The 26,328-nt window shown below is 72.1% G+C and carries 28 protein-coding genes; 12 read left to right on the plus strand and 16 right to left on the minus strand.

Features of this window, described 5'->3' with window-relative positions:
• Nucleotides 1-78: 78 nt before the first annotated feature.
• Complete coding sequence (locus tag AB0L00_RS35785; RefSeq protein WP_364441756.1) at nucleotides 79-1,194, plus strand: exo-alpha-sialidase; 1,116 nt, start codon at nucleotides 79-81, stop codon at nucleotides 1,192-1,194.
• Nucleotides 1,191-1,487 (plus strand): MoaD/ThiS family protein, encoded by a 297-nt coding sequence (locus tag AB0L00_RS35790; protein ID WP_364441758.1) that lies wholly within the window; start codon nucleotides 1,191-1,193, stop codon nucleotides 1,485-1,487. Before AB0L00_RS35785 ends, AB0L00_RS35790 begins: the two co-directional genes overlap by 4 nt.
• A 137-nt stretch (nucleotides 1,488-1,624) precedes the next feature.
• On the opposite strand, the gene AB0L00_RS35795 is transcribed toward AB0L00_RS35790, so the two are convergent.
• From AB0L00_RS35795 to AB0L00_RS35805, 3 genes are read right to left on the minus strand one after another with little or no spacing between them, the layout of a single operon-like run.
• Entirely contained in the window at nucleotides 1,625-2,452 is an 828-nt protein-coding gene (locus AB0L00_RS35795; RefSeq protein ID WP_364441759.1) for a MauE/DoxX family redox-associated membrane protein, read from the minus strand.
• Nucleotides 2,453-2,472: 20 nt separating this feature from the next.
• A complete protein-coding gene (locus tag AB0L00_RS35800; protein WP_364441761.1) occupies nucleotides 2,473-3,075 on the minus strand; it encodes a cell wall protein in 603 nt (200 codons plus the stop codon).
• Between the two features lie 14 nt (nucleotides 3,076-3,089).
• Entirely contained in the window at nucleotides 3,090-3,515 is a 426-nt protein-coding gene (locus tag AB0L00_RS35805; RefSeq protein ID WP_345348943.1) for a hypothetical protein, read from the minus strand.
• A 542-nt stretch (nucleotides 3,516-4,057) separates the two neighbouring features.
• Between AB0L00_RS35805 and AB0L00_RS35810 the strand changes: the two genes are divergently transcribed.
• A complete protein-coding gene (locus AB0L00_RS35810; protein WP_364441762.1) occupies nucleotides 4,058-5,515 on the plus strand; it encodes a serine hydrolase domain-containing protein in 1,458 nt (485 codons plus the stop codon).
• Between the two features lie 245 nt (nucleotides 5,516-5,760).
• Complete coding sequence (locus tag AB0L00_RS35815) at nucleotides 5,761-6,891, plus strand: tetratricopeptide repeat protein (protein WP_364441763.1); 1,131 nt, start codon at nucleotides 5,761-5,763, stop codon at nucleotides 6,889-6,891.
• 90 nt (nucleotides 6,892-6,981) lie between these two features.
• Here AB0L00_RS35815 and AB0L00_RS35820 read toward each other — a convergent pair whose 3' ends face one another.
• Together AB0L00_RS35820 and AB0L00_RS35825 are read right to left on the minus strand one after the other, a co-directional pair.
• Nucleotides 6,982-7,410 (minus strand): PPOX class F420-dependent oxidoreductase, encoded by a 429-nt coding sequence (locus tag AB0L00_RS35820; RefSeq protein ID WP_364441764.1) that lies wholly within the window; start codon nucleotides 7,408-7,410, stop codon nucleotides 6,982-6,984.
• 43 nt (nucleotides 7,411-7,453) lie between these two features.
• The gene (locus tag AB0L00_RS35825; protein ID WP_364441765.1) at nucleotides 7,454-8,581 is read right to left on the minus strand and encodes a VIT1/CCC1 family protein; all 1,128 of its coding nucleotides are present in this window, start codon (nucleotides 8,579-8,581) and stop codon (nucleotides 7,454-7,456) included.
• Between the two features lie 127 nt (nucleotides 8,582-8,708).
• Between AB0L00_RS35825 and AB0L00_RS35830 the strand changes: the two genes are divergently transcribed.
• Entirely contained in the window at nucleotides 8,709-9,311 is a 603-nt protein-coding gene (locus AB0L00_RS35830; protein WP_364441767.1) for an alpha/beta family hydrolase, read from the plus strand.
• Between the two features lie 51 nt (nucleotides 9,312-9,362).
• On the opposite strand, the gene AB0L00_RS35835 is transcribed toward AB0L00_RS35830, so the two are convergent.
• The 3 genes from AB0L00_RS35835 to AB0L00_RS35845 all read right to left on the minus strand — a co-directional run bounded on the left by AB0L00_RS35835 (nucleotide 9,363) and on the right by AB0L00_RS35845 (nucleotide 11,478).
• Nucleotides 9,363-9,566 (minus strand): DUF5999 family protein, encoded by a 204-nt coding sequence (locus tag AB0L00_RS35835; RefSeq protein WP_345349566.1) that lies wholly within the window; start codon nucleotides 9,564-9,566, stop codon nucleotides 9,363-9,365.
• A 265-nt stretch (nucleotides 9,567-9,831) separates the two neighbouring features.
• Entirely contained in the window at nucleotides 9,832-10,698 is an 867-nt protein-coding gene (locus AB0L00_RS35840) for an oxygenase MpaB family protein (protein ID WP_364441768.1), read from the minus strand.
• Nucleotides 10,699-10,938: 240 nt separating this feature from the next.
• Nucleotides 10,939-11,478: a TetR/AcrR family transcriptional regulator gene (locus tag AB0L00_RS35845; protein ID WP_364441769.1), complete on the minus strand. Its 540-nt coding sequence runs from the start codon at nucleotides 11,476-11,478 to the stop codon at nucleotides 10,939-10,941.
• A 115-nt stretch (nucleotides 11,479-11,593) separates the two neighbouring features.
• On the opposite strand from AB0L00_RS35845, the gene AB0L00_RS35850 reads away from it, so the two are divergent.
• Together AB0L00_RS35850 and AB0L00_RS35855 are read left to right on the plus strand one after the other, a co-directional pair.
• A complete protein-coding gene (locus AB0L00_RS35850; protein ID WP_345348918.1) occupies nucleotides 11,594-12,004 on the plus strand; it encodes a plectin in 411 nt (136 codons plus the stop codon).
• A gap of 341 nt (nucleotides 12,005-12,345) precedes the next feature.
• Nucleotides 12,346-13,041 carry a maleylpyruvate isomerase N-terminal domain-containing protein gene (locus AB0L00_RS35855; protein ID WP_364441770.1) on the plus strand — a complete coding sequence of 232 codons (696 nt, stop codon included), beginning with the start codon at nucleotides 12,346-12,348 and terminating at the stop codon, nucleotides 13,039-13,041.
• A gap of 55 nt (nucleotides 13,042-13,096) precedes the next feature.
• Here AB0L00_RS35855 and AB0L00_RS35860 read toward each other — a convergent pair whose 3' ends face one another.
• Nucleotides 13,097-14,053: a DUF5996 family protein gene (locus AB0L00_RS35860; RefSeq protein ID WP_364441771.1), complete on the minus strand. Its 957-nt coding sequence runs from the start codon at nucleotides 14,051-14,053 to the stop codon at nucleotides 13,097-13,099.
• A gap of 165 nt (nucleotides 14,054-14,218) precedes the next feature.
• Nucleotides 14,219-14,746, minus strand: coding sequence for a helix-turn-helix domain-containing protein (locus AB0L00_RS35865; RefSeq protein ID WP_364441773.1), 528 nt, complete (start codon nucleotides 14,744-14,746; stop codon nucleotides 14,219-14,221).
• 77 nt (nucleotides 14,747-14,823) lie between these two features.
• Here AB0L00_RS35865 and AB0L00_RS35870 point away from each other — a divergent pair, with 77 nt between their 5' ends.
• Nucleotides 14,824-16,188: an MFS transporter gene (locus tag AB0L00_RS35870; RefSeq protein WP_364441775.1), complete on the plus strand. Its 1,365-nt coding sequence runs from the start codon at nucleotides 14,824-14,826 to the stop codon at nucleotides 16,186-16,188.
• A 210-nt stretch (nucleotides 16,189-16,398) separates the two neighbouring features.
• Nucleotides 16,399-17,043 carry a lysophospholipid acyltransferase family protein gene (locus tag AB0L00_RS35875; RefSeq protein WP_345348906.1) on the plus strand — a complete coding sequence of 215 codons (645 nt, stop codon included), beginning with the start codon at nucleotides 16,399-16,401 and terminating at the stop codon, nucleotides 17,041-17,043.
• A gap of 60 nt (nucleotides 17,044-17,103) precedes the next feature.
• Here AB0L00_RS35875 and AB0L00_RS35880 read toward each other — a convergent pair whose 3' ends face one another.
• Together AB0L00_RS35880 and AB0L00_RS35885 are read right to left on the minus strand one after the other, a co-directional pair.
• A complete protein-coding gene (locus AB0L00_RS35880) occupies nucleotides 17,104-17,751 on the minus strand; it encodes a response regulator transcription factor (protein WP_364441776.1) in 648 nt (215 codons plus the stop codon).
• Complete coding sequence (locus tag AB0L00_RS35885; protein ID WP_364441777.1) at nucleotides 17,748-18,995, minus strand: histidine kinase; 1,248 nt, start codon at nucleotides 18,993-18,995, stop codon at nucleotides 17,748-17,750. The genes AB0L00_RS35880 and AB0L00_RS35885 overlap by 4 nt, the downstream gene beginning before the upstream one ends.
• Before the next feature lie 335 nt (nucleotides 18,996-19,330).
• Between AB0L00_RS35885 and rho the strand changes: the two genes are divergently transcribed.
• Nucleotides 19,331-20,506, plus strand: coding sequence for a transcription termination factor Rho (rho, locus tag AB0L00_RS35890; protein WP_364441778.1), 1,176 nt, complete (start codon nucleotides 19,331-19,333; stop codon nucleotides 20,504-20,506).
• A 63-nt stretch (nucleotides 20,507-20,569) separates the two neighbouring features.
• On the opposite strand, the gene AB0L00_RS35895 is transcribed toward rho, so the two are convergent.
• Genes AB0L00_RS35895 through AB0L00_RS35905 form a run of 3 tightly spaced genes read right to left on the minus strand, consistent with a single transcriptional unit; the run spans nucleotide 20,570 to nucleotide 23,248 of the window.
• A complete protein-coding gene (locus AB0L00_RS35895) occupies nucleotides 20,570-21,166 on the minus strand; it encodes a LysE family translocator (RefSeq protein WP_364441779.1) in 597 nt (198 codons plus the stop codon).
• Complete coding sequence (gene glmS / locus AB0L00_RS35900) at nucleotides 21,166-22,968, minus strand: glutamine--fructose-6-phosphate transaminase (isomerizing) (RefSeq protein ID WP_364441780.1); 1,803 nt, start codon at nucleotides 22,966-22,968, stop codon at nucleotides 21,166-21,168. The genes AB0L00_RS35895 and glmS overlap by 1 nt, the downstream gene beginning before the upstream one ends.
• 10 nt (nucleotides 22,969-22,978) lie before the next feature.
• Complete coding sequence (locus AB0L00_RS35905; protein ID WP_364441782.1) at nucleotides 22,979-23,248, minus strand: hypothetical protein; 270 nt, start codon at nucleotides 23,246-23,248, stop codon at nucleotides 22,979-22,981.
• Nucleotides 23,249-23,401: 153 nt separating this feature from the next.
• On the opposite strand from AB0L00_RS35905, the gene AB0L00_RS35910 reads away from it, so the two are divergent.
• Nucleotides 23,402-23,983, plus strand: a complete 582-nt coding sequence (locus tag AB0L00_RS35910; protein WP_364441784.1) for a TetR family transcriptional regulator — start codon at nucleotides 23,402-23,404, stop codon at nucleotides 23,981-23,983.
• 71 nt (nucleotides 23,984-24,054) lie between these two features.
• Nucleotides 24,055-24,903 (plus strand): NAD(P)-dependent oxidoreductase, encoded by an 849-nt coding sequence (locus AB0L00_RS35915; protein WP_364441786.1) that lies wholly within the window; start codon nucleotides 24,055-24,057, stop codon nucleotides 24,901-24,903.
• 173 nt (nucleotides 24,904-25,076) lie between these two features.
• On the opposite strand, the gene AB0L00_RS35920 is transcribed toward AB0L00_RS35915, so the two are convergent.
• Complete coding sequence (locus AB0L00_RS35920) at nucleotides 25,077-26,120, minus strand: alcohol dehydrogenase catalytic domain-containing protein (protein WP_364441787.1); 1,044 nt, start codon at nucleotides 26,118-26,120, stop codon at nucleotides 25,077-25,079.
• Nucleotides 26,121-26,328 lie beyond the last annotated feature (208 nt).

Consider the following 26,328-nt stretch of genomic DNA (forward strand, 5'->3'; position numbering starts at 1 on the left):
GGAAACGATGAGTTTTCGTCGTAGCGGCGGTCTACCGTGAGCAACCTGCACATCCGCAGGTCAGGCGAGGGAGGGCGCATGAGCGGAGTACGTCTACTGGTCGGCACGCGCAAGGGCGCGTTCGTCCTGACCTCGGACGGTCACCGGAGGGACTGGGAGGTCAGCGGCCCCTTCTTCGGCGGCTGGGAGATCTACCACATCGCGGGATCCCCGGCGGACCCGTCACGGCTGTACGCCGCCCAGTCCAGCGGGTGGTTCGGGCAGCTGATCCAGCGGTCCGACGACGGCGGCCGGACCTGGGAGGCGGTCGGCAACCGGTTCGACTACGACGGCGTCACCGGCACTCACCAGTGGTACGACGGCACGCCGCATCCCTGGGAGTTCGCGCGGGTCTGGCATCTGGAGCCCTCGCCGACCGACCCGGACACCGTGTACGCCGGCGTCGAGGACGCCGCGCTGTTCCGGTCGAAGGACGGCGGGGGGACATGGGAGGAGCTGCCCGGGCTGCGCCGCCACGGCTCCGGCTCGTCCTGGCAACCGGGAGCGGGCGGGATGTGCCTGCACACGATCATCCTCGACCCGTCCGACGCGCGGCGGATGTACGTGGCCATCTCCGCCGCGGGCGCGTTCCGCACCGACGACGGGGGCGACACCTGGCGGCCGATCAACCGCGGCCTGCACACCAACGGGATCCCGGACCCCGACGCCGAGGTGGGCCACTGCGTCCACCGCCTCGCGATGCACCCGTCGCGGCCGGAGGTCCTCTACATGCAGAAGCACTGGGACGTCATGCGGACCGACGACGCGGGCGCGTCGTGGCGCGAGGTCAGCGGTGACCTGCCGTCGGACTTCGGGTTCCCGATCGCGGTGCACGCCCACGAGCCGGAGACCGTCTACGTCGTGCCGATCAAGAGCGACTCCGAGCACTACCCGCCGGAGGGGCGGCTGCGCGTGTACCGCAGCCGGACGGGCGGGAACGACTGGGAGCCGCTGACGAAGGGCCTCCCGCAGGACCACTGCTACGTCAACGTGCTCCGCGACGCGATGGCGGTCGACTCGCTCGACTCCTGCGGCGTCTACTTCGGCACGACGGGCGGGCAGGTCTACGCCTCGGCCGACGCCGGGGACAGTTGGGCGCCGATCGTCCGGGACCTCCCGGCCGTCCTGTCCGTCGAAGTACAGACGCTGCCGTGATCCGTGTCGTCCTCCCCGCGCACCTGAAGGTCCTCGCCGAGGTCCACGGCGAAGTGGAGCTCGAGGTGGCCGGACCGATCACGCCGGGCTCCGTCCTCGACGCCCTGGAGGCCCGCTATCCGGTGCTGCGCGGCACCATCCGCGATCACGGCACCCACCGGCGCCGGGCGTTCGTCCGCTACTACGCGTGCGAACGGGACCTCTCCCACGACCCGCCGGACACGCCGCTGCCCGAACCGGTCGCGACGGGCGCCGAGCCGTTCCTGATCGTCGGTGCCATGGCGGGCGGCTGACCGCGACGCCGGATCCCGGGCCGCCGCCGCTCGCGTTCGGTTCGGCGTGCCGGGTGCCCGGCTCTCGGGATCGGTGAGCGCCCCCCGCGGGGGCGGAGGGCGCTCACCGGGGACGGCCCGGCGACGCGGGCCACGGGTCAGGCGCCGTCGAGGACCAGCAGCGTCGACTCGGCCGACTCGTCGACTAGGGCGACGCGGATCTCTTCGGGCCGGTAGTGCCGCAGCGGCACGGCGAACACCGCCGTGGCGAGCCGTCCCTCGTACTCCGCGGTGTAGCAGAGCACCCGGACGTACTCCTCGTCCCAGTTCTCCCGCAGCCCGGATCGCAGCAGCCCGCTCACCTGCCGATACGCCGTGCTGCCGTGGAGCTGCTGGAGACTGGACTCCAGGGGCATGTCGAACGACCGGTCGGCGAGTGGGTGGCGCAGCCGTACCCGTAGGCGCCGCAGCGGGTACAGCCACCGCCGGTCCGCCTCCGGCGAGAGCGCGACCAGCGCCGCGACCTCACCGAGGAGCGTGACCCCGGCGGCCCAGGGGTGAGCGGCCGGCCCGTCCCACCACGGACCGGCCCGCGTACCGAGCAGCGCCGCCGCCAGGATCAGCCCGGCGCGGGCGAAGCCGCGCCAGGTGACCGGCATGGGGCGCGCGCTCATGCAGCCGCAGGAGGAGTCCGGCGCGGCGATCGGGGCGTACGCCAGGTAGGCGAGGAACCCGATGGCGAGCACGGCGGCCGCCACGGCCTCGCCCGCGTACACCGGCGGCAGCAGCAGGGCGGCGGCCAGGACCAGTTCCAGGGCCCCGACCAGCCGGTAGACGACCGGTGCCCTCTCCTCGCCGACCAATGACCGCAACGCGGACCGTTGCGCGGCGCGACGGGCGGACGCACCGGCGCACTTGATCCCGCCCGACCACAGCAAGGTCGCCCCGACGAACAACGGCTGGACCGACGCCGGCCACTCGACCATGGGGGATCGCCTCCTTTCGGCTACGCGCCCGAGTAGACGGTCGCGATGTCCACCTCGTTGGTGTCGGGCCGCCAGGCGCCGATCACCTTCACGTGCCTGCCGACCTGCAGGCGGGTCAGGTCGGCGACCGCCGGCGCGGCGCCGTACACCGCGGCGGTCCTGCCGCTGACGACGTGGCCGATGACCCTCTTGCCGTTGTGGTCGAGGTGGAGGCGCTTGGTCTCGATGGAGGCGATGGACGCGTCCAGGTTGACGATGTTCACCCAGATCGCGTCCGCGGCCAGTGAGCCGTCCGGCAGGCGGACGCCGCGGGCGTAGAACCCGTCGCCCACCTTGATCTGGTCGAAGGTCGTCGGGTGCAGCTTCCAGATGCTGGTGCCGTCGGTGACGTGGACGCGATGCAGGGTCCGGTCGGATCCGGAGGCCTTGAGCAGCGATCCGCTGATGCCGGTGATCCGGCCTTCGGCGAAATTCGGGTCGAGGGCGCCCGGGTCGAGCTTGATCTTGGGCGCGGCGGCGAACGCGGCCTCGGGGGCCAGCGAGCCCAGGGCGGTCGCGCCGGCGACGGCGGAACCGCCGAGCACGGCGGAGGTGAGGAAGCGACGGCGGTCTGGCTGGGGCATGGCGGGGCCTCCGGTCAGCTGTCGATACGGGCGGGGGACAGCCCGGTGGAGAGGTCGGCGATGGCGCTGTAGGCCGAGGGCGTCAGGTCGATGAGCCGGTTCGTGTGGCAGGTCGACCCGCAGCACGACCGTTCGCCGCAGAAGGAGTTGGTGTCCGGCCCGCAGTCGGCGATCGACACGCTCACGCACTTGCCGCTGCAGGCGCTGGTCACGTAGAAGACGTGGCCGCAGGTGCGCCGGGACAGTCCCTCGCCGCACTGGTCGGGGCGGGTGATGTTGAAGCAGGCGTCGGACGTGTTCGGCCACGCGCACTGGTGCGAGCCGGAGTTGCAGGTGCCGCAGGCCCCGCCGCCCGCGCTCCCGCACGGGCCCCAGGAGCTACCGCAGCAGAACCACGACATCTCCCCATACGCGGGAGAGCTGCTGTTGGAACACCCCATTTTCTGTCTCCGTTCGTTGGTTCCGACGTGACAGGCCTGCCCGGGTGCCCCCGATCGTGAAGAAAATAACTTACGGCGTCAACAGCCGAGTAAAAGGAAAGTTTCTACAACCAGCCGTCAGCGTGATTGGCAGAACCGCGCTTCCGTCCTCGTCGCGGGAACCGTCCGGGTGTCCGGCCGCCGCTCGTTCTGGCCACACCAGGCCACGGAGGAGTGCTCCTCGGGCTGGAGACGGCATGGCCCGGCTCCGGTCGTCCGCTGACGGCTCCCGTTCTTCCGGCTCGGCGGCGCGCGCGGGACACTCGGTGAACGCCACCCGGTTCGCCGCGAGAATCGGGTGAGACTCCCATAGTCGGGCGGCCGCGACGGCATTCGCCGAGACTTCTGCGCGCGCCACGCGAACCGTCCGGCATCCGGCCGCTCCCTTGTTCTCCCTGGTCCTCGCTTCGGGCACCGCCTGGGGGCGGCGGAGGAGGCGAGGTGGCCGCGTGGTAGATGTCCTTGCCGACGAATTCGCGTCGGTCGAGGTAGGGAGTGGGCGGATGACGGCGGCGGAGCATCGGACATCGAGCGGTGGAGCACTCGATGAGGTCGACTCTTTGTTCCGCGCGCTCGTGGACGACGGTGAGGTGCCAGGGCTCGCGTACGGGATCGTCGACCGGGCGGGCGTGGTCCACGCGGCCGGGCACGGCGTCGCGCGCCTGGACGGTCCCCGCCCGGACGCGGCGACGGCCTTCCGCATCGCGTCGATGACCAAGAGCTTCACCGCCGCCTCGGTCATGATCCTTGTCGACGAGGGGGCGGTGCGTCTCGACGACCCGGTCAGCCGGTACGTTCCGGAGTTCGGCGCGGTGCGGCTCCCGACGACCGACTCCCCGCACGTGACGGTGGGGATGCTGCTGTCCATGTCGGGCGGGCTGCCGACGGACGACCCGTGGGCCGACCGTCAGGAGTCGATGAGCCGGGAGGAGTTCGGACGCCTGCTGACCGATGGCGTCCGGTTCGTCGGCGTTCCGGGCACCGGCTTCGAGTACTCCAACCTCGGCTACGCCGTCCTCGGCCGGGTCATCGAGGCCGCCTCCGGCACGCCGTACCAGGAGTTCGTGGACCAGCGGCTGCTCCGCCCGCTCGGGATGACGGCGACCGGGTTCGACACCTCGGTCGCGGCGCCGGGCGGCGTCGCGATGGGCCATTCCCGGCTCGACGGACGCTGGCATCCGGAGGCGTTCTCCGGGCCCGGGGTCTTCTCCGCCATCGGCGGGCTGTTCAGCACGGTCGAGGACCTCGGCCGGTGGGTGCGCTGGCTGGCCGACGCCTTCCCGGCCCGCGACGGCGTGGACGACGGGCCGTTGCGCCGGGCGTCGCGCCGGGACATGCAGCAGGTCCACCGGGCCGTGTTGCCGCCCCGGCCCGCAGGGAACCCGGACGACGGGGCGATGCCCGTCACCGTGGGCTACGGCCACGGCCTGATGATCCAGCAGGACCCGCTCTGGGGGACGGTCGTCGCGCACAGCGGCGGATACCCGGGCTTCGGGTCGCACATGCGCTGGCATCCCCGTACGGGCCTGGGCGTCATCGTGCTGACCAACGCCAGGTACTCCACGGGTCGCGTACCGGCGGCGGCCGCCCTGCGCGCCGTCCTCACGGACCTGGCCGACCCGCAGTCTCCCGAGGCGCTCTGGCCCGAGACGGTCCGGGCACGGACCGCCGTGGAGGAGCTCCTGCGCGGCTGGGACCCCGCCGTGGCCGGTGACTGGTTCGCCGACAACGTCGACCTGGACCTGGATCTGGCGCATCGCCGGGCCGAGATCGAGCGCCTGGTCGGCGAGGTGGGGCCGCTGCTCGATCCGGCCGCTCCAGAGGAGGTGATCCGGTCGGAGTCGCCGGCCCACGTCGTGTGGGAGGTCCGGGGCGTTCGCGGGCCGCTGCGCTGCGAGATCCGGCTGAACCCCCAGGACCCGCCCAAGATCCAGACGCTGAACGTGACCCGCGCGAACTGACACGGGACCTGCGGAGGCGATTCGTCCTGATTGTGCCCGTGATCGCCGAGCGTTCGGTTCGCCTCCCCGCCCGCCGCCGTCCGAGTGGCCGACACCGGCGGTGAGACGGGACGGAGCGGCCCCCGCCCGGTTAGGCTCGTCCCCACACGGCCAGCGCCTACCCCCAAGGCACGGAGAATGACTGCGAGCGACGACGTATCACCCCGGATTCCGGCCGACGGGCCGTCGTGCGATCGGAGGGGTCGATGAGCACGACGCCCGGCGAGGCGACGGCCGATCCGTCGACCTCCCTCGAGGAGGCCCGCAACCACGCCGAGAACGGTGACCTGGACCGCGCCGCGGAGCTCTTCCGCCGGGTGCTGGAGACCGGTGACACGGCCGAGCGCGCGCAGGCGGCGCTGGGCCTGGCGGTGGTGCTGGAGGGACGCGGCGACGACGAGGGCGCCCGGGAGGCCGATCGGCTCGCGGTCGCGACCCGGGACCCGGAGTACGGCCCGCGCGCCGCGTACCACCTCGCGCTGTCCTGGCAGCGGGCCGGCGAGCGCGACCAGGCCCGTGACGCCTGGCGCGCCGTCGTCGACTTCGGCAACCACGCCTACCTGCCGCCCGCCTACCTCGCGCTCGCCCAGATCGCCGACGAGGAGGGCGACGCCCGGCAGGCGTCCGAGTGGTGGGAGCTGGCCATCGCCACCGGCGACGAGGAGTACGCCCCCGTCGCCGCCCACGACCTGGCGCTACGCCTGATCGACTGGGGCGAGCCCGCGCGCGCCCAGCGGATCCTCGCCGGCGCGCTGGACCTCGTCGACCGAGGCCGCGACCCGCAGGCGCACGCCCGGCTCGCGGTCAGCCTGGGCATCGCCCACCTGGAGCAGGCGATCCACGCCTTCGGCAGCGTGACGCCGGGTGAGGACGCCGACCCGGAGGTCGTACCGCTCGCCATCGAGCTGCTCGCCCGGACGCTTCCGCTGCGCGGCCGGGACGACGCCGCCCAGGAGATCTGGCGGCGCGGCCTCGATGATCCGGCCCTCGGCGAGCACGTACGGGCCCGGCTGCGCCGTACGTTCGCCGCCGACGGGGAGGAGGACGCCTGGTGGGAGGGCGAGGTGGAGGCCGCCCTGCGCGCCGGCACGCTGCCCATGCTCACCGGCGAGGTGTTCGGCGCGCTCGACCACATGTACACCGTGATCGCCGCCCGCTACGCCCACGGCCCGGACGGCCTGCCCGCCGAGGCCTACGACGTGCTCGAGAACACCGTACGGGTGCCGGCCGCCTATCCGTGGGGCCGCGCGCTGCAGGACAGTTTCGCCGAGCGCCTCCGCCAGGCCCTGGGCTCCGACGTCCCCGTCCTGCCTCCGGACTGGCCCGCGGCCGACTGACCGAGGGCCCCGCGCGCGGCCGTCACGCCGCGACGTCACCCTGGCGGCCTTCGGCAAGGGGCGCTCGCCCAGCGCGATCGCGCGCCGACGTCAGTCCGCGATGTCGCGCTGGGCGATGACCTTGGTGATCCGGACCCGGACGAGAAGCTCGCCGGGCACCGCGTTGCGGGCGCCGTACGCCTCGGCGCGGTCGGCGCCCATGTAGCGGCGGCCGAGCGCGGTCGCCCACCGGAGCAGTTCGCCGGGATCGTCCGACAGGGACGCCTCGCCCCACAGCGAGACGAAGGAGTACGGCGGAGTCTCGTCGTCGACGCAGAACGAGATCCGGGGATCACGGCGCAGCGCCTTGCCCTTGATCCCCGAAGCCGCCGTCGTGAAGACCAGGTCGTTCCCGTCCAGAAGGAACCAGATCGGCGTGACGTGCGGTGTGCCGTCCTCCTTCACGACGGCCGCCTTGCCGGTACGGGTACCGGTCGACACGAAGTCGTGCCACTCTTCTTCGCTCATGGTCTCGGCCATGATCCGATTCTTCCCGAAAGGCGCACCGCCACGCGCGCCGGGATCAGGACACGGAGGTGCCGATCAGGTGGCCCACCACGAACGTCACCGCGGCGGCGACACCGCCCACGACGACCTGGCGGACGCCCGAGCGCACGGCCGGCCGCCCGTTCAGCACGCCGATGCCCGCGCCGACGCCGAACAGCGCCAGGATCGCGAGCCCGATCGCGGTCAGCAGCGCGACGGCGCCGCCGGTGATCAGGTAGGGCAGGACCACGACGAACGCGCCCAGCGCGAACGCGAGCAGGCTGGAGCCCGCCGCGCTCCACGGAGAGCCCAGCTCGTCCGGGTCCAGGCCGAGCTCCTCCCGCGCGAGCGTGTCGAGCGCGACCTTCTTGTCGCTCATGATCCGGTCGGCGAGGCGTTCGGCGTCGGCGCGGTCCAGACCCTTGGCGCGGTAGAGCAGGACCAGCTCCGCGTGCTCCTCCTCCGGGGTCTCCTCCAGCTCCTGCGCCTCCAGCGCGAGCTCCCGCTCGAACATCTCCCGTTGGCTGGACATGGAGACGTACTCCCCGGCCGCCATGGAGAAGGCGCCGGCCAGCAGTCCGGCGATCCCCGCCAGCAGGATCGCGGTGCGGGACGAGCCGGATCCCGCGAAGCCCATGACCAGGGCGGTGTTCGACACGAGGCCGTCGCTCACCCCGAACACGCCGGCCCGCAGCGCCCCTGAGCGGTCCGTACGGTGCCAGCCCTCCCGGCGCGAGATCTGCACGCGCGGGTCGGGCTTGCCGCCGTCGATGAGCTTGGCGAGCACGCGCGCGTGACCGCGTTCGTCGTCGGCCATCCCCGGGGCGGCGTCCGGGTCGCGGTCGTAGGTCCCCGCGTCCAAGCGTTCGGCGCGCTCGATCATCGGCAGGACCGCACGCGGGGAGAGCCGCCGCGCCGCCGTCGCGAGCAGCCGGGTGCGCATGCTGGGCGGTCCGGGCAGGGGCACCTCAGCCCCGGCCGCGCGCAGCTTCCCCTCCCAGTGCGCCGCGTGCCTGAGCTCCACGCTCGCCAGCTCCTCCAGGATCTCACGGCGCTCGCCGTCCTCGGCGACCGCAAGGCTGGAGTACAACGCCGCGGCGTCCCGCTCACTGGCGAGGAGTTCCTGCCAGCGTTTGACCTTCTGCCGATCGGCGGCGTTCCCCATAGCGCTCCTCAAAGACCGTCTCGTATCCGTAATCAACAACCTGCCGCGACCGAAAAGTCATTCCTCGAGGCTGCCGCGCGACACCCTCCGTGACGGGGGCCGGCCGGCCGCGGAGTACGGTTTCCGCATGGACATCGCGACCCCGCAGGGTCCGGCCGAGGTGACCTTGGACGAACCGGCGGATCCGGCGTTCCTCCTGGTCCTGACCCACGGGTCGAACGGCGGGGTCGACGCCCCCGACCTGCTGGCCGTCCGCGAGGAGGCGCTCGCGCTCGGTGGGGCGGTGGCGCGCGTGCTGCAGCCGTTCCGCCGTGCGGGACGGCGGGCGCCCGGTTCCGCTCCCCGGCAGGACGAGGCATGGCTCACCGTGATCGCCGCGCTGCGGGAGAGGTTCCCCGACGTGCCGCTGATTCAGTGCGGGCGGAGTAATGGGGCGCGGGTCGCCTGCCGCACGGCGCTGAAGGCCGGCGCGCGCGGAGTGATCGCGCTGGCGTTTCCGCTGCATCCACCCGGAAGACCCGAACGTTCGCGCGCGGACGAGCTGAGAGCCGCGGGCGTGGAGGTCGTGGTCGTCAACGGCGACCGTGATCCGTTCGGTGTCCCGGACCCCGCGGACGCGACCTGTGTCCAGGTCCTGCCGGGAGAACGGCACGATCTGGCCAAGAGGCCCGCCGCGGTGGGGGCGGTGGTGGGGGAGTGGCTGCGCCGGTGGAGCACCGGGTCGCGCTGATATCCCCCGGGTCGATGGTCATTTCGGACTGGTCCCCCGAAGAGAAACGCGTCACGCCGCCGTGTGAGCCGGAACGTCGGTCGGGCGGTGCGGTGCGATGATCCCCCCGTCAGGGAGCAGTTCGCCGGTGTCCTCGAACAGCAGGACCCCGTTGCAGAGCAGACTCCATCCCTGCTCGGGGTGGCAGGTGATGGTGCGAGCGGCCTCACGGTCGGGTGCGGTCGCCGAGGGGCATGGCGGCTCGTGCGGGCACATCTGCGTGCCTCCGGTCTCGACTACTCGTAGGTGCGGTTGCCTCATGTCACTAAGACGTCTTCGAGTGTGCTGCGGTTCGCCCGCGCGCCGATATGGCCCGGGTGGGCGGTTTTCCGAAGGCCCCAGTGACTCCTCGTGACAGAGATCACTTTACGGCTTATCGGTCCGTACCCGCATCCAAATCGGCCAAAGAACAACTCTCAGTACAGACAACGATCTGTCCCCGTGACCACCGTCCCCACGTCGCGGCCCACGCGGGGCGGCCTCAGTCGGTCCGGTGGCCGACGTCGTTCACCCACTCGGGGCCGATGTCCTGGAGGGAGTAGCCGTCGGGGTAGGAGCGCGTGGACGGCTTCTTCGGCCGGGACGACGGGCGCGGGGGCAGCAGCCGTACGGCGAGCGCCCGCGCCTTGAGGGCCCGGTGCGCGCCGATCTCCATGATCCGCGGTGCGCGCGGCAGGCCCAGGGCCTGCCGCAGCGGCGCGTCGGTCAACGCGAGGACGCTCTTGCGGGCGAGCGGGCGCAGGAACCGGGGGAACCAGTCCTCGAAGATGGCGATCGTCGCCTCCGCCACGCGATGGTTCTCGGGGGTGTAGGCGTAGTTCTTGCGCTCGTACCGGTCGAGGAACTCGGCGAACTCCTCGTAGGTCGCCGGGATCTCCTTCAGCCCCATGAGCCGGCCGATGTGACGGAACGTGTTGACCGTCGCCCGTACCTCGTGCCTGCTGTACGGCCGCCAGCCGTAGTCCGTCATCCAGCGGACCGGGATGACCACGAACGTCGACAGGACGTACAGGAAGTCGTCATTGGTGATCGAGTACCGGCCGTGCATGCGGTTCATGCGGCGGATGGCGGCACGGCCGCGTTCGGAGTCCAGACCGCCGTCCTGCGTCATCTCGTACAGCAGGACCACGGTGTCGTCGTAGCGCTTCTGTCCGTGCCGGGCGAACTCCCCGGTCCGGTCGAGCAGTCCGCCGATCGACGGGACCGCGTACGTACGGAAGAGCGCGAGTTCCAGGGACCGCTGGAGGTCCCACGGGAACTCGTATTCGGCGCTGATCCGATAGATGTCCTGGTAGTCGCGCTCGGGGTCGAGGGCCTGGAGTTGCCGTAGACGGGTATAGCGGGCCATCCCGAATCTCCGTATAAGGGGGTGATTACCGGATTCGGACTCCATGATCGTACGGGAGACGGCCGCCCCCACGGCAAGGGCCGTGCCACGAGAGCCGGGCATGGCGGGGAAGACCCGGCGCGGCAGACCGGGGTGTGAGAGACACGCGGCGTGAAAGACCGCGGCGTGAGAGACCCGCGTGGGGGGAGGCCCGGACGGCGGAGGGCCGCGGTGAGACTCCGGCGGTGCGCCGTCCGGTTCTTAGAAGAAGCCGGCGAGGACGCGGTCGAGGCCCGCGGTGAACCGTCCGTCCTGGTCCACGTCGCCGGGCGTCGTCTCGGTGGCCTGCTCGCGAGCCTCCAGGGCGACCGCGCCGAGCAGGTAGCCGAGCAGGACGTGCGCGCCGACGGCCGCCTCCGCCTCCGGCAGGCCGGCCGCGCGCAGCAGTTCCCGTACGGAGACGGTGGTCGCCGTGAGCGCCCCCGGATTGCGCCGGGTGACGATGAGGGGCATCACGCCGACGTGCTCGAGCAGCCGGCCCCGGTAGGCGTGGGCCCAGGCGCGCAGCCGCTCGCGGGGGTCGCCGTCGCCGGGCGGCACCGGCAGCGCCGCGACGTGGGCGATGAGCTGCTCGAGGAGCTGTTCCTTGCCGTGCGGGAGGTGGTGGTAGATCGCCATCGCCTCGACCTGCAGCGAGTCGCCGAGGCGACGCATGGTCAGCCGGCCCAGGCCCTGACCGTCGATGAGGTGGAGCGCGGTCTCGATGATGCGCTCGCGCGTGAGCGGTTCCCGCTGCGACATGATCGCACCTTACTACGTAAAGGCGGTCGCCTGGAAGAGGATCCCGACTGCGTGTCACGGTGCCGTACCCTCTAACCTTGGCTCGGAGAGCATCGAGGAGAGAAGGGGAGCCGCCATGGTCCTGGGTCGCAAGGTGAGCCCGGAGGTCGCTGAGCACCACGCCGCGGACAAGGAGCTCGCCGGCGAGCTGCGCGACCGGCTCGCCGCCGCGCAGGACGCGGAGCGGGAGTTCCACGCCGCTCAGGTCGAGGGCCGTCCGCTCGACCGGCTGCGCCCGCTGGCGGTCGCCTACGACCGCGCGCTGTACGCCGCGCTCCTCGCCGCGGAGGCGGCCGAGCGCGTGGCGATGGGCCCGAAGGTGTACGAGCACGGCGACGCCAAGCAGCGCCGCGCCGCGCAGATCGCCGCCCGCAAGGCACGGGCCAAGGCGAGCGTCCGCCCCTACGTCCACGAGGTCGACCGGCTGCGCACGCTGCGCGAGGCGCACAAGCTGGCCGTGCGCACGACCTCGGCCGCCCACGTCTGAGGCGTAGCACCACCACGCGTGACCGGCTTCGCGCCGCGCCCGGACGCCGGGCGCGGCCGCCGGACGGCGTGTCGACGGAATACGGGCGTGACCCGACCGGTACGGGGGCGGACCGGTCGCCGCGCGAAGACTCGCGCCGCCATGGGGCACGTCCGGGTGACCTGGCCGATAGAGGACCTTGACCCTCGGTGCGATTGGCTCGCGCCGTCGCCACTTGTCCATGAAATCGCCGCTGGATTTCGTCCAACGGGTACAAGGCAGTGCCCCACCAGCGTGAACACGGCCCGGTCGGAGTGGCACGGGCCGATGAACTTTGAGACTCTACCGACTCAGGTGTCGTCGTGGGCAACAGCGGCCGTCCCGGCCACGGCGACGCGGCCAGCAGGAAGTGCTCTGTCCGGGGGGATCAGTTGGAGCGCACGCCGCCTGATCGGCGAGACCTTCTCGGCGCATGCCGGGAAGGCGTCATCGCCATCTGCGAGCTTGCCGCGCACTTCTCCGACTGGTCCGTGCCCACGCCGTGCAAGGAGTGGGAGGCCATCGACCTGGCCGGTCACCTGCGCTGCGTCGCGGAGAACTTCCACGAGTACCTCAACGACGCGCCGAACAGCAGGCTGTCCCGGCTGTTCGCCCAGGACGCCCCGGCGGCACTCATGATGCGTCAGCTGTCGCGGCAGAACGCCGCCGAGCTGGCCGTGCTGCCGTCCGCCGAGGGGCGGGACCACATCGTCGCGTTCGCCGTCTCGGCCGAGGCGTACTCCGACCGGCTGCTCGACGTGTGGGACGAGCCGTACCTCTCCTACCGTGGCACGAAGCTGACCGCGGGCGACTACGCCGGGGCGGTGTGCGTCGAGTGGCACCTGCACGCCTGGGACCTGGCCCGCGCGCTCGACAAGGACCACCGGCCCAGTCGCCCGGACGTGATCGCGGACGCCTGGCGCACCGGGGTCCCGCACCTGCCGGCGCCGGGCCGGGGCGACGAGTGGGAGGCCGTGCTGCGCGCGTCCGGGCGGTCGCCGGACTGGCATCCCGAGTGACGGCCGCGGGCCGCGTTTCGCCGGATGAGCCACGGTTCCGGAGATCGTGGGGTCGTCAGGGTCGGTTTCCGGTCACGCGCCCCTTCAGCTGAGGGTCGGTGATGCCGCCGGGACAGGCCATCCGGCCGATGTCCCAGCCGGCACGTCGGGCACCGGCCTGATACGCGCTTTCGTAGAAGGCGAGTACCGTCGCGCGTGGGTCGGGTTCCGCTCGTGCGTCGTCGTAGGTCAGGACGGCCAGGTGGCTGCCTCGCTGTGCGATCCATCGCGCCGTGGCCGGCTGGAGGGGTTCCGTGTGCAGGCCTTCGGGCTCGGGCGCCGTGTAGGAGTAGAAGGCCGGTGCGGGGAACGAGTCGTCTCCGAACCAGAAGCCGAAACTGATCACTTCGCGGGAATAGGCCTCACGGGTCACCGGGTCGACGTCGGCAGGCTGATCGATCACTCGGTCGGAGAATCGCGTATAGGCGATGTCGAAGGTATGCCAGAAATGGTGTACCGGGCTGACCTTGCCCGAATATCTCCCGGCGAACTCCTCCAGGACGAGATTCACCTGGCTGAGCACCTGCCAGTAGCGCGTCACCATCGATGGGTCGTAGGCGGTGTGCTCGGTGTCGTCGGCGAACGGCCGGTCGGAGTCGGGGAGGTCGAACGGCCGGGGAATGTTCACATCGACGTGGACGTCCAGAGCCGCCAGTGCTCGCATCACCTCGCGATAGAAGAGCGCCACCGACTTGCCGGGGAGCGGAAATGACACGCTTCTGCCGTCCACCGTCGAGACGATCAGCTCATGTGCGATGAAGTCGAAGTCGACCGTGAAGATCGGATTGCCGTTGATCAGTCCCATCGGCCGGGTGGTCAGGCCGCGTCCGGTGAGATGAAACGGGGCGTGCCACCAATGGTTGCGCCGGGCACCCGACGCGAGTCGTATCTTTCCCACGACCTGGGCGAATCGGTGAAGCGTTTCTTTTGTATCCTGCCAGTCGGCCAACGGTATGGCGGGAAAAAGCTCCATGTAGTTCCCTTCCAAGGCAGTCATATTGATCAGCTGCGCCTGTCCCCTGTGGCGATCCTACGTTCGGCTTCGAACGCGAGGGTCTGTTCGGCGGGCCGGCGACACCGGGGTACCCGGCTGCGGCCGGACGGGCCGTATCCCGAGTGACGGCTCCGGGCCGCGGGTTCACTCGGCGAGCAGCGGCTCCAGCAGCCGGTGCGGCCGCCGGAGCGCTCGCGAGACCGCGTCGTCCCGGTGCGGCCGGTCGGCGCCCGGGCCGGGCCGTACCTCCAGCTCCTCGGGCGGGGCGAACCGCCCGCACGCCGGGCAGGTGCCCGTCCGGTCGACGCGCGTGCCACAGGTGAGATGGGTGTAGAGCCGGCTCGGACCGAACGGCGACAGATGCTCCCCGCCCCAGTGACCGAGCGCGTTCAGCGCGGGCCAGAGCTCGCGGCCGCGTTCGGTGAGCACGTACTCGTGACGTCGCGGTGACTCCTGGTACGGCCGCCGGGTGAGCACCCCGGCGTCCACGAGGGCCTGCAGGCGCGTCGCCAGCACCGCCCGCGGGATGTCCAGATGGGCGAGGAAGTCGCCGTAGCGGCGTACGCCGTAGAAGGCGTCCCGGACGATGAGCAGCGTCCACCGCTCGCCGAGCAGTTCGAGGGCGCGGGCGAGCGCGCAGTCCTGTGCCTCGTAGTCCTTGCCGAGTGCCATGGGGTCCAGGTTAGTTCATTCAACGAACTGACGTGTTACAGTTCGCCGGTCGTTAGTTCAATGAATGAACCGAGGTGATGACCGTGCAGACGACCGTGCCGGTCGGCGGACGCGTCCGGGAGGGGCGAACGCTCGCCGTCGTCTCCGCCGCGACGATGCTCGCGCTGATGAACTACAACGCGACCTTCTCCACGCTCGCCGCCATGGCCCGCGACCTGAACGCGGGAACGGCGGGGCAGACCTGGATCCTCGGCGGCATCGCGCTCGGCACCGCGGTGCTGCTGCTGGCCGTGGGCGGCCTCGCCGACGACCATGGACGCAAGCGGGTCTTCGTCGCCGGGGCCGGCACGCTGGCGGCCTCCAGCGTGGTGTGCGCCGTCGCCCCGACGACGACGGCCTTCGTCGTCGGCCGGCTGCTCCAGGGCGGAGCGACCGCCGCTCTGCTGGCGGCCGGGCTGGGGCTCATCGGCCACGCCTTCCCGGCCGGACCGGAGCGCGCCCGCGCGACCGGGATGTGGGGCGCGATGCTCGGCCTGGGGATCGCCCTCGGGCCCGAGGCCTCCGCCGGGCTGGCCGAGCTCGCCGGCTGGCGGGCGTGGTACGTCGCCGCGGCGGTCGCGTCCGTCGCCCTGGCCGCCGCGGCCCGCGCCGCGCTGCGGGAGTCCCGGGCCGAGGCGCGGCGCAGGGCCGATGCCGCCGGTGTCCTGACGCTGGGCCTGGGAGTCGCGGCGCTGCTCGGCGCGATCACCCTGGGGCGCGGGGGATGGGCCAGGGCCGAGGTGCTCGCGCTGTTCGCCGCGGCCGTCGTTCTCCTGGCGGCGTTCGTGGTCGTGGAGTCGCGGACCCGTGAGCCGCTGCTCGACCTTCGGCTGCTGCGCCGGGCGGACTTCGCGGTCGCCACCGGCGGGGCGTTCGTCACGGGCGTCGCGGTGATCGGGCTGATGAGCTACCTGCCGACGGTGGTGGGCCGCGTACTCGGCGCGCCGCCGCTCCTCGCGGGCGCCGTGCTGACGCTGTGGTCCGGCGTCGCGTTCGCCGTCTCCCTCCAGGTCCGCCGCCTCGCCGCCGAGGGCCGTCACCTCATCGCGGCCGGCCTCGTGCTGTGCGCGCTCGGGGACCTCGCTCTGATCGGCCTGTCCGCCGACTGGGGATGGTGGCGGCTCGTCCCCGGCCTGGTGGTCAGCGGGGCGGGCAGCGGCCTGCTGAACGCCGCGCTCGCCCGGATGGCCGTCGAGAGCGTGCCGCCGTCCCGTACGGCCATGGGGTCGGGCGCGAACAACACGGCCCGCTACATCGGCGCCTCGATCGGGGTCGCGGTCGTGGTCGCCATCGCCACGTCCGGGCCGAGCCCGACCCGGGGCGCCGACGTCGCCCTGGCCGTCTGCGCCGTGATCGCCCTCGCCGGCGCGCTGGCCGCCCTCGCCGTGCGCCGCGGCCGATGAGCGCGGTGCCTCTAATCGGTCCTCCGGCGAAGGAGGGCGCATGGCCGAGGCGTCGTGGCGCCGTCGGCGGTGAATCCCAAGGCGCGGGCATGTGTACGTCAAGTGATGGCGCGGTACAAGAAGCGTGGCGTGTTTCTTGTGACCGGTACGCAACGACGTACCGGGCGGGAGACGCCAGACTGTCGGGCACTCGTCAGTGGAAGGGTGGCCGTGTTCTTCTCGCTCCTCAAGCACGTCTTGCTCGGGCCGCTCCTGAGGATCGTCTTCCGGCCGAAGGTGACCGGCACGGTTCCGGACGGCGCCGCGATTCTCGCGTCCAATCACCTCTCCTTCTGCGACTCGCTGTTCCTGCCGCTGATGGCGCCGCGCAAGGTCGTCTTCATCGGCAAGGAGGAGTACTTCGTCGGTACCGGGCTCAAGGGGCGGCTCATCGCGGCCTTCTTCCGGGGGGTCGGCACGATCCCGGTCGACCGTCGCGGCGGCTCCGAGGCGGCCGACGCGCTCGACACGGCGCTGCGCGTGCTCCGACAGGACCGGCTGTTCGGCATCTACCCGGAGGGCACCCGCTCTCCGGACGGCCGGCTCTACCGGGGCAAGACCGGCGTGGCCCGGCTGGCCCTCGCCTCGGGCGCGCCGGTGGTGCCGTGCGCGCTGATCGGCACCGACAAGGTCCAGCCCATGGGGCACAAGCTGCCGAAAAAGATCATGCGGGTGGAGGTGCGGTTCGGCGAGCCGATGCGGTTCGGCGAGGACGCCGACCCCCGCGCCGTCACCGACGAGATCATCGCGGCGATCCAGAAACTGTCCGGCCAGGAGTACGTCGACGTCTACGCCGCCTCCGTCAAGAACCGCTGACGGACCCGCCGGGAGGCGGGGAACAGTTCCGCGCCCCACGCGGTTGAACGGTGTGGCGGGCTACGCGGGCCGGACGAACCCGGACTCGTACGCCGTGATCACCGCCTGGGTGCGGTCCCGGGCTCCGAGCTTGGCCAGCAGGTTGCCCACGTGGGTCTTCACGGTCTCCACGCTCACGACGAGGTCCGCGGCGATCTCCGCGTTCGACAGGCCCCGGGCCATCAGGGTGAGGACCTGCTCCTCGCGCTCGGTGAGCCGCGCCCGCCGCACCCGGTCGGTCGAGTGACCCGCGCCGTGCCGGGCGGCCAGCTCCCGGATCGCCGCCGGGAACAGCAGTGAGTCGCTGAGCGCGACGGTGCGGATCGCCTGCAGGATCTCCGGTGGACGGGCCCGCTTGAGCAGGAAGCCGCTCGCGCCGGCGCGCAGCGCCTCGTACACGTAGTCGTCGTTCTCGAACGTCGTGATGACCAGGATCCGCGGCGGCTCGGGGACCGCGCCGAGGATGGTGCGGGTCGCCTGGATGCCGTCGACGGCGGGCATGCGGACGTCCATCAGGACCACGTCGGGACGCAGCGTGCGGACCATCGGCAGCACTTCGGCGCCGTCGGCGGCCTCGCCGACGACCGTGAAGTCCGGTTCGGCGTCGATGATGGCGCGCAGGCCGGTGCGGATCAGCGGCTCGTCGTCCGCGATGAGGATGTCGGTCACCGTCGTTCGAGCTCCAGAGTGGGGACGACCGGGATGGCGACGTGCACGCGCCAGCGCGAGCCGTCGAGGCCGGCGCTCGAGCGCCCGCCGAGAAGGGTGACGCGCTCTCGGACGCCGCGCAGGCCGCTGCCGCCGCCCGCCCGCGGCGCGGCGACGGACCCGACGGGGTTCGTCACCTCGAGTTCGAGCCGGTCGGCGCACACCCCGAGCCGCACGTCGACCGGAACCTTACCGGCGTGCCGGAGGACGTTGGTGAGCGCCTCCTGCAGGATGCGGTACGCCTCCCGGGACACCACGGCCGGGATGCCCTCGGTCGGGCCGACCTCGGCGCGCACCTCGGCGCCGGCGGACCGGGTCTGCTCGAACAGCCCGGTCACGTCGGCGAGCGTACGCTGCGGGGTGCGAGCGCTCGGGTCCTCGCGCAGCAGGCCGAGCACGTGGTCGAGGTCCTCCAACGCCGTCCGCCCGGTCTCCTCGATCGCCGACAGCGCTCGGCGCGCGAACTCCGGGTCCGTGTCGAGCAGGCGGACCGCCGCGCCGGCCTGAAGAGTGGTGACGGTCAGCGCGTGCCCGACGGAGTCGTGCAGTTCCCGCGCCAGCCGGTTGCGCTCGATGAGCTGTTCCGCCTGGCGTTCGAGCTGCACCAGCCGGTCCGCCGGTGACGGGCCGAGCAGCGCCGGCGCCAGCCGGGCCAGCAGCGCTCCGACGCCCGCCCCCAGGCAGACGACCAGCGGCAGCACGACGAGCGCCAGGAGCACGTACGCCGCGGCGAGCAGTACGGAAGAACCGCCGAACACCTCACGGAGGGCGTTCTCGCCGCCGAACGCCTTCTGCAGCAGCACCAGGGCGAAGGGCAGGGCGAACACGGCGGCCAGCCCGGTGCCGCCGCCGACGCCGATGTGCAGGACCCACCACGCGGCGGTACGCCGGCGGGACCGCCATGAGCGCATCCCCTCCGCGGTCTCCGCGGGCAGTCGTACGCCCAGCAGCGTCTCGGCGGCGGTCCGGGACAGGATCCGCACGGCGGGGATGAACGCCACCGCGCTGGAGACGGCGACGTAGGCGAGCAGCATGACCAGCGACTGCAGCACCTGGTCGGCGGGCAGTCGTCCCGCGCTGCCCATGATCTGGAGCAGCGCGACGTAGATCAGGAGGTACGGCACCAGGATCGCCGTGCCGCCGAGAAGGAACGTCCAGCGGCGGTACGTCGTCACGCTGACGAGCGGGCGGACCAGGGACTTCACGCTGGAATCCTCGCAGAGCGGCGGCCCGCCCCGCCTCCCCCGGAGGAGCGAGGTTCCGGCGGCCGGAGAATCCACGGCTGGTGCGTCGGGCGTCCCTGTGCTATATCTTGGGCACAACGCCGGGATTTCCGCCCGATCGGAAAAGGCGTTCTCTCCTCAGGGTCGTTTCCCACCCGCCGCCGTTGAGTTCTCCGGCAGGCGACGTTCCATCTCTCGCAGGACTCTCGTCGTTTCGCGCACCGTTCCGCCGTGCGCGTCATCTCCGGCGGCCCACCGCGCCGCCCATTCTCCGCGCGCCGTCATCGGCGACGGCGCCGCGTTCCGAAAGGATTTCCATGACCATCACCCTCGAACCCACCGCCCCGTCCCGCGCGCCCGATTCCCGGGAGAACCCGGCGACGCCCGTCTCCGGCGTCCTGGACGTCGGCGACAAGCACGCGTTCGTCCGGGCCTCCGGCTACCTGCCCGGCCCGGTCGACGCGTACCTGTCCCTCGCGCAGGTCAACAAGCTCGGACTGCGCCCCGGCGACCGGATCGAAGGCGCGGCCCGCCGCCCGCGGCCGGACGACAGGCGGCAGAAGTTCCAGGCGCTCGTCCGCGTCGACACCGTGAACGGGCTGCCGCCGGAGAACGCCGCGGCGCGGCCGCGATTCGCGGACCTGACGCCGCTCCATCCCCGGGAACGGCTGCGCCTGGAGACCGATGGAAAGAACCTGGCCGGCCGGGTCGTGGACCTGATCGCGCCGATCGGAAAAGGCCAGCGCGGGCTCATCGTCGCGCCGCCGAAAGCCGGCAAGACGATGATGCTGAAATCCCTCGCCACCGCCATTCGCAGCAACCATCCCGAATGCCACCTGATGGTCGTGCTCGTGGACGAGCGGCCCGAAGAGGTCACCGACATGCGGCGATCCGTCGACGCCGAGGTCGTCCACTCGACGTTCGACCGGCCCGCCGCCGAGCACGTCGCCGTCGCCGAACTCGCGATCGAGCGCGCCAAGCGGCTCGTCGAACTCGGGCAGGACGTCGTCGTCATCCTCGACTCGATCACCCGGCTCGGGCGGGCGTACAACCTCGGCGCGTCGTCGGGCAGCCGCATCCTCGCCGGCGGCGTGGCCACGACGGCGATCCACCCGCCGCGCCGGTTCCTCGGCGCCGCCCGCAACATCGAGGAGGGCGGCTCGCTGACCATCCTCGCGTCCGTGCTGGTCGAGACCGGCTCCCGGATGGACGACGTCTTCTTCGAGGAGTTCAAGGGGACCGGCAACATGGAGCTGCGGCTCAGCCGCGAGCTGGCCGACAAGCGGATCTTCCCCGCCGTCGAGGTCACCGGCTCCAGCACCCGCCGCGACGACCTGCTGATGTCGCCGGCGGAGCTCGAGGTCGCCGCCCGGCTGCGCCGGGTCCTGCACGCGCTCGGCCCGCAGGAGGCCGCCGAGCTCCTCATCGGCAGGCTGCGCGACACGACCTCCAACGCCGAGCTGAGCCGGATCGTCCTCACCACGTCGCGCTGAGGGACCGGACGGCGGAGCGTCACGGGCGCAGGGCCGGCCGCAGCGCGAACCCGCGGCGGAGCCTCACGGGCGCAGGGCCAGCCGCAGCGCGAACCCGAGGAACGCCGTCCCGGCGACCCGGTCGAGCACACTCCCCACGGCGGGCCGCCGCAGCAGCCCTCCCAGCCGGTCCGCCAGCACGGCCAGCAGGACGCACCAGAGGAAACCTTCGGCGACGTGCACGCCCGTCAGCAGGAGGCTCCACGGCAGTACCGGCGCGCCCGCCGGCACGAACTGCGGCAGCAGCGACAGGTAGAAGACCCCGACCTTCGGGTTGAGCGCGTTGGTCAGCAGTCCCATGAGGAACCGGTTCCGGCCGGACGGGCCGGCCGCCTCACCCGTCTCCTCCCCGCGGATCAGCAGCCGCACGCCCAGATACAGCAGGTAGGCGGCGCCCGCCCAGCGCAGCACGGTGTACAGCGTGTGCGAGGCCGCGAGCACGGCGGTCAGGCCGAGACCGGCGGCGGCGCCCCACCACAGACATCCGACCTGGATGCCGAGCGCGGCGATCAGCGCCGCTCGGCGGCCCTGCGCGATCGCGGTGCGCAGCACGAGGAGCGAGTCCGGGCCGGGGACGAGCGTGAGCAGTGCCGCGACCCCGGCGAACGTCAGCAGCGCCATCACTCCACCGTCACGCTCTTGGCGAGGTTGCGGGGCTTGTCGACGTCGTGGCCCAGCGCCACGGCGGCGTGGTAGGCCAGGAGCTGCAGCGGGATCGACAGCAGGATCGGGTCGAGCTCGGGTTCGTTCTTGGGGACGACGATCGCGTCCTCGCCGAGCTCGCGGTGCCCGACCGTCAGGACGCGGCCGCGCCGGGCACGGATCTCGCCGAGCGTCGACAGGTTCTTGTCCAGCAGCTCGTCGTCCGGAACGACGGCCACGGCGGGCAGCTCCGGGCTGACCAGCGCGAGCGGGCCGTGCTTCAGCTCGCTGGCCGGGTACGCCTCGGCGTGCACGTAGGAGACCTCCTTGAGCTTCTGCGCGCCCTCCCGCGCGACCGGCCAGCCGCGCACCCGCCCGACGAACAGCATGCTCCGGTACGCGGCGAACTCCCGCGCGAGCTCGGCGATCCGGTCCTCCTGCTTGAGAACCTCCTCGATCTGCGCGGGCAGCGCCCGCAGGCCCTCGGCGATCCGCCGCCCGTCCGCCGGGGACAGGTCGTGGATGCGGCCCAGGTGCAGCGCGAGCAGCGCGAACACCACCGCCGTCGAGGTGTACGCCTTGGTCGACGCCACGGCGATCTCCGGGCCGGCGTGCAGGTAGACCCCGCCGTCGCACTCGCGGGCGATCGCGCTGCCGACCGCGTTCACGACACCGAGCACCCGGCCGCCCTTGCGCTTCAGCTCCTGCACGGCGGCGAGGGTGTCGTACGTCTCGCCGGACTGGCTCACCGCGACGTACAGGGTGTCCGCCTCGACGACCGGGTTGCGGTAGCGGAACTCCGAGGCGGGCTCGGCGTCGGCCGGGATGCGGGCGAGCTCCTCGATGAGCTGGGCCCCGACCTGCCCGGCGTAGTACGCCGAGCCGCAGCCGAGGATCTTCACCCGGCGGATCTCCCGCGCCTCGCGCGGATCCAGGTTCAGGCCGCCCAGGTGCGCGGTGTGAAAGCGCAGATCCAGGCGGCCGCGCAGCGCGCGCTCGACCGCGGCCGGCTGCTCGTGGATCTCCTTGCGCATGAAGTGCGTGTAGCCCTCGGCGTCGTAGGCGGCCTCCTCGGCCTCGATGAGGGACGGCTCCTTGCGTGTCGCGCGCCGGTCCAGTGTCGAGGTGCGGAACCCGTCGGCCCGCACGGTCGCCAGCTCACCGTCGTCCAGGTGCACGACCTGCCGCGTGTAGCGCACCAGCGCGGCGACGTCGGAGGCGGCGAACATCTCCTTCTCCCCGATGCCGAGCACGACCGGGCTGCCGTTGCGGGCGACGACCAGCACCCCGGGGTGGCGCGCGTCCACCACGGCGATGCCGTACGTCCCGACGACCCGTGACAGCGCCTCCCGTACGGCGTCCTCGAGCTCCGCCTCGCCGGACCGGGCGATCAGGTGGGGGAGCACCTCGCTGTCGGTCTCGGAGGAGAAGGCGACGCCGTCGGCGGCCAGCTCGGCGCGCAGTTCGTCGGCGTTCTCGATGATGCCGTTGTGCACGACGGCGATCGACCCGGCGACGTGGGGATGGGCGTTCGCGTCGCTCGGCTCGCCGTGGGTGGCCCAGCGCGTGTGCCCGATGCCCGGCGCGCCCTTGAACCGGGCGGGCAGCTCGGCCGCCAGCTCGCCGACGCGCACCTTGGCCTTGCGGACGCGCAGGTCACCCGCGCGGCCGAGGACGGCCAGACCCGCCGAGTCGTAGCCCCGGTACTCCAGGCGGGCCAGCCCCTCGGCCAGGATCGGGACGGCGTCCCGCGGGCCGACGTAGGCCACGATTCCGCACATCAGGTCTCCTTCATCCGTAGACGATGCGGCGAAGCTGGCGTAGCGAGAGCTCCGGGGGAGAGACCCGCCACGACGGCAGCTCGGCGGCGATGCGTTCGAAGATCCGGTCGTTCGTCAGCCCGCGCGCCTTCAGCTCGGCGTGCCGCCGGCGGACGAAGTCCTCGGCGGGCTCGGCGAAGTAGGCGAGCACGTCGGCGACGACACGCGCCGCCTCGCCGGGACTCAGCGGCGACGTACGGCTGAGGTGGGCGACGAGCTCGTCATGGGGGTGTCCGGACACGAGCGACGATGTTGCCGGGTCTGGAATCGCAAAAGCAAGAATTCTGCCCGGAATCGGGCAGGATCCTCATCGAGAGGTGGGTGGCAGGTGGTCGGAGGTGTGTCGCCGGGCTTTTCTTGACCGCTCGTTACAGATTTGGCTATCGTCCTCGTCATGGCACGGACCCGGGAGTTCGACACCGACACGGTCGTCCGGTCGGCGATGGAGCTGTTCTGGCGGCGCGGCTACGAGGCCACCTCGATCCAGGACCTGGTGGACGCGACCGGGCTGGGGCGCGGCTCGCTCTACGCGGCCTTCGGCAGCAAGGACGGGCTGTACGAGGCGGGCCTCCGGCGCTATGTCGAGATGTCCTCGGCGCGGATGACGGCTCGCCTCGAACGGGACGTCCCGATCCGGGAGGTCATCGGCGACCTGCTGCTGTCGCTGGTCGACGAGGCGGCGCGGGACGCCGACCGGCGCGGCTGCCTGGTGACGAACACCGCGGTCGAACGGCTTCCGCACGACGCCGTCTCGGGGCGCATCGTCGCCGACGCGCTCGGGGGAGTGCGCGAGTCGATCGCGGCCGCGCTCACCCGGGCACGGGAGCGCGGGGAACTTTCTCCGGACGCCGACGTCCCGGGGCTGGCCGACTTCTTCATCACGGCCATCCAGGGGCTGCGTGTCATGGCGAAGGCCGGGCCCGACCGGCGGCGGCTGACCGGCGTCGTCGAGACGGCCCTCGGCGTGCTGCCGTGACGTGGCGGGCGCTCGGCGCCGCGTCATGCCCGAAATATGTAACGAGCAGTCAAGAAAGAGGAGACGGACCGATGACCGTGGCACTGCTGGGCACCGGGATCATGGGCGCGGCGATGGCCCGCAACCTGCTGGCGCAGGGCGTCGACCTGCGGGGCTGGAACCGCACGCGGGCGAAGGCCGAGGCCGTCGAGGGCCTGAAGGTCGCCGACGGTCCCGCCGAGGCGGTGGAGGGCGCCACCGTGATCATCACGATGCTGAACGACGGCGAGGCCGTGCGCCAGGCGATGGAGCAGGCCGCCCCGAGCCTGCGGGAGGGACAGATCTGGGCGCAGATGAGCACGGTCGGCCTCGCGCCGCTGGACGATCTGCGCGCGATCGCCGAGCGGCACGGTCTCGTGTTCGTCGACGCCCCGGTGCAGGGCAGCCGCCAACCCGCCGAGCAGGGACAGTTGGTCGTCCTCGCCTCCGGGCCGGAGGCCGCCCGGGAACCTTTGCGCCCGGTGTTCGACGCGGTCGGCAAGCAGACGCTGTGGCTCGGCCCGGCGGGGGCGGGCAGCAGGCTCAAGCTCGTCACGAACACCTGGGCCCTCACCCTCGTCTCCGGGGTCGGCGAGGCCCTCGGTCTGGCCCAGGCCCTGGGCGTCGACCCGCGGGCGTTCCGCGACGTCGTCGGTGCCGGTCCGATGAACAGCGCGCTGTTCCAGCAGAAGGCCGCCGCGATCATCGAGCGCGACTTCGCGCCGACCTTCACCGTGGCAGGCGCCGAGAAGGACACCCGGCTGATCTGTGCGGCCGGCGCCTCCGCCGGGGTCCGGATGGACGTCATGGAGGCCGCCCGCGAACGCTTCCGGCGGGCCGCCCTCGCCGGCCACGCCGAGGAGGACATGGCGGCCGCCTACTTCGCCGCCTTCACCGCCTGACGGGGCGATGGAAGAACGAACGGCCGTCACTGGCCGTGGCGGCCGTTCGCGGGTCAGTCGGTGACGATTCGGCCCGGCTGCCGGATCAGCAATCCGAGTCGAGCGTCACGACGCTGAGCGAATCGTCGGGCAGGACGCCCGTCCGCCCCGCACCCCAGTCGCGCCGATCGAGGTCAGGGCTTGATGAGGACCTTGAGGCTCTTGCGGTCGGCCATCTCCTGATAGCCGGCCGGGACGCCGTCGAGGCCGACCGTGGCGTCGAGCACCTTGCCTGGTTCGATGGTGCCGTCCAGGATGTCGGGCATCAGTTCTTCGATGTAGGCCCGGACCGGCGCGGGTCCGCCGGTCAGGCGGATGTTATGGCGGAAGAGGCTACCGAAGCCGATCGGCGCGTCCTCGTACTGCGGGACGCCGACGCGGCTGATGACGCCGCCCGTGCGGACGACGCCGAGGGCCTGCCGGTAGGCGGGCATGGTGCCGACGGCCTCCAGGACCACGTGGGTGCCGTGCCCACCGGTGAGCTCGCGCACCGCCTCGATGCCTTCCTCGCCGCGGGCGGAGACGACGTCGGTGGCACCGAACTCGCGGCCGACGTCGATGCGGGCCTGGTGGCGTCCCATCAGGATGATCTGCTCGGCGCCCAGGCGCTTGGCCGCCAGGACCGCCAGCAGGCCGACGGCACCGTCACCGATCACGGTGACGCGGGTGCGCGGGTTGACGCCGCCGGCCACGGCCGCGTGGTGGCCGGTGGCCAACACGTCCGAGAGCGTCAGCAGGGACGGCAGGAGGGCCGAGTCCGCTTCGACGGGCAGCTTGACCAGGTTGCCGTCGGCGAGCGGGACGCGGATCGCTTCGGCCTGGCCTCCCTCGAACGACGGGCCGCCCCAGAAGCCGGCCTGCGGGTGGGTGCAGGAGGTGTGCAGGCCCTCGCGGCAGAACTGGCAGGTGTTGTCGGCGATGGCGAACGGCGCCACGACCAGGTCGCCCCGGTTGAGGGTGGTCACCTGAGGGCCGGTGTCCTCGGCGATGCCGACGAACTCGTGCCCCATCCGGGCGGGGCCGTCCTCCGGCTTCATCGAGCCGTAGGGCCATAGGTCGGTGCCGCAGATGCAGGACGCGGTGATGCGGACCAGCGCGTCGGTGGGCAGCTTGATGACCGAGTCCGGCACGTGCTCGACGCGGACGTCGCCGGCGCCGTACATCAGGGTTGCACGCATCAGGAGTGCTCCGTTTCAGATGGATGTTCTCTCGGGTGGTGGCGGCGCCCCATACCGTGACCCGGGCTGATGGGGGTGCCTCGACGTTGCGTCCAACGTGCTGATCCCAGCAAACCCGCGTTGGCCGCGCGCAAGGCAGAGCGCATTCATAGGGGGGACAAGCTCAACCCCCTTACCGCCGCCCCTGCGGGAGCCCTGCGGCTACCGT

Source organism: Actinoallomurus sp. NPDC052308 (assembly GCF_040679195.1).
Lineage (GTDB): Bacteria > Actinomycetota > Actinomycetes > Streptosporangiales > Streptosporangiaceae > Actinoallomurus > Actinoallomurus liliacearum.

Excerpts from the sequence above, each read along its gene's own strand:
- AB0L00_RS35785 (WP_364441756.1), top strand. The coding sequence starts at position 79 with ATGAGCGGAGTACGTCTACTGGTCGGCACGCGCAAGGGCGCGTTCGTC.
- AB0L00_RS35795 (WP_364441759.1), bottom strand. The coding sequence starts at position 2,452 with ATGGTCGAGTGGCCGGCGTCGGTCCAGCCGTTGTTCGTCGGGGCGACC.
- AB0L00_RS35800 (WP_364441761.1), bottom strand. The coding sequence starts at position 3,075 with ATGCCCCAGCCAGACCGCCGTCGCTTCCTCACCTCCGCCGTGCTCGGC.
- AB0L00_RS35805 (WP_345348943.1), bottom strand. The coding sequence starts at position 3,515 with ATGGGGTGTTCCAACAGCAGCTCTCCCGCGTATGGGGAGATGTCGTGG.
- AB0L00_RS35810 (WP_364441762.1), top strand. The coding sequence starts at position 4,058 with ATGACGGCGGCGGAGCATCGGACATCGAGCGGTGGAGCACTCGATGAG.
- AB0L00_RS35815 (WP_364441763.1), top strand. The coding sequence starts at position 5,761 with ATGAGCACGACGCCCGGCGAGGCGACGGCCGATCCGTCGACCTCCCTC.
- AB0L00_RS35820 (WP_364441764.1), bottom strand. The coding sequence starts at position 7,410 with ATGGCCGAGACCATGAGCGAAGAAGAGTGGCACGACTTCGTGTCGACC.
- AB0L00_RS35825 (WP_364441765.1), bottom strand. The coding sequence starts at position 8,581 with ATGGGGAACGCCGCCGATCGGCAGAAGGTCAAACGCTGGCAGGAACTC.
- AB0L00_RS35830 (WP_364441767.1), top strand. The coding sequence starts at position 8,709 with ATGGACATCGCGACCCCGCAGGGTCCGGCCGAGGTGACCTTGGACGAA.
- AB0L00_RS35835 (WP_345349566.1), bottom strand. The coding sequence starts at position 9,566 with ATGTGCCCGCACGAGCCGCCATGCCCCTCGGCGACCGCACCCGACCGT.
- AB0L00_RS35840 (WP_364441768.1), bottom strand. The coding sequence starts at position 10,698 with ATGGCCCGCTATACCCGTCTACGGCAACTCCAGGCCCTCGACCCCGAG.
- AB0L00_RS35845 (WP_364441769.1), bottom strand. The coding sequence starts at position 11,478 with ATGTCGCAGCGGGAACCGCTCACGCGCGAGCGCATCATCGAGACCGCG.
- AB0L00_RS35850 (WP_345348918.1), top strand. The coding sequence starts at position 11,594 with ATGGTCCTGGGTCGCAAGGTGAGCCCGGAGGTCGCTGAGCACCACGCC.
- AB0L00_RS35860 (WP_364441771.1), bottom strand. The coding sequence starts at position 14,053 with ATGGAGCTTTTTCCCGCCATACCGTTGGCCGACTGGCAGGATACAAAA.
- AB0L00_RS35865 (WP_364441773.1), bottom strand. The coding sequence starts at position 14,746 with ATGGCACTCGGCAAGGACTACGAGGCACAGGACTGCGCGCTCGCCCGC.
- AB0L00_RS35870 (WP_364441775.1), top strand. The coding sequence starts at position 14,824 with ATGACCGTGCAGACGACCGTGCCGGTCGGCGGACGCGTCCGGGAGGGG.
- rho (WP_364441778.1), top strand. The coding sequence starts at position 19,331 with ATGACCATCACCCTCGAACCCACCGCCCCGTCCCGCGCGCCCGATTCC.
- AB0L00_RS35895 (WP_364441779.1), bottom strand. The coding sequence starts at position 21,166 with ATGGCGCTGCTGACGTTCGCCGGGGTCGCGGCACTGCTCACGCTCGTC.
- glmS (WP_364441780.1), bottom strand. The coding sequence starts at position 22,968 with ATGTGCGGAATCGTGGCCTACGTCGGCCCGCGGGACGCCGTCCCGATC.
- AB0L00_RS35910 (WP_364441784.1), top strand. The coding sequence starts at position 23,402 with ATGGCACGGACCCGGGAGTTCGACACCGACACGGTCGTCCGGTCGGCG.
- AB0L00_RS35915 (WP_364441786.1), top strand. The coding sequence starts at position 24,055 with ATGACCGTGGCACTGCTGGGCACCGGGATCATGGGCGCGGCGATGGCC.
- AB0L00_RS35920 (WP_364441787.1), bottom strand. The coding sequence starts at position 26,120 with ATGCGTGCAACCCTGATGTACGGCGCCGGCGACGTCCGCGTCGAGCAC.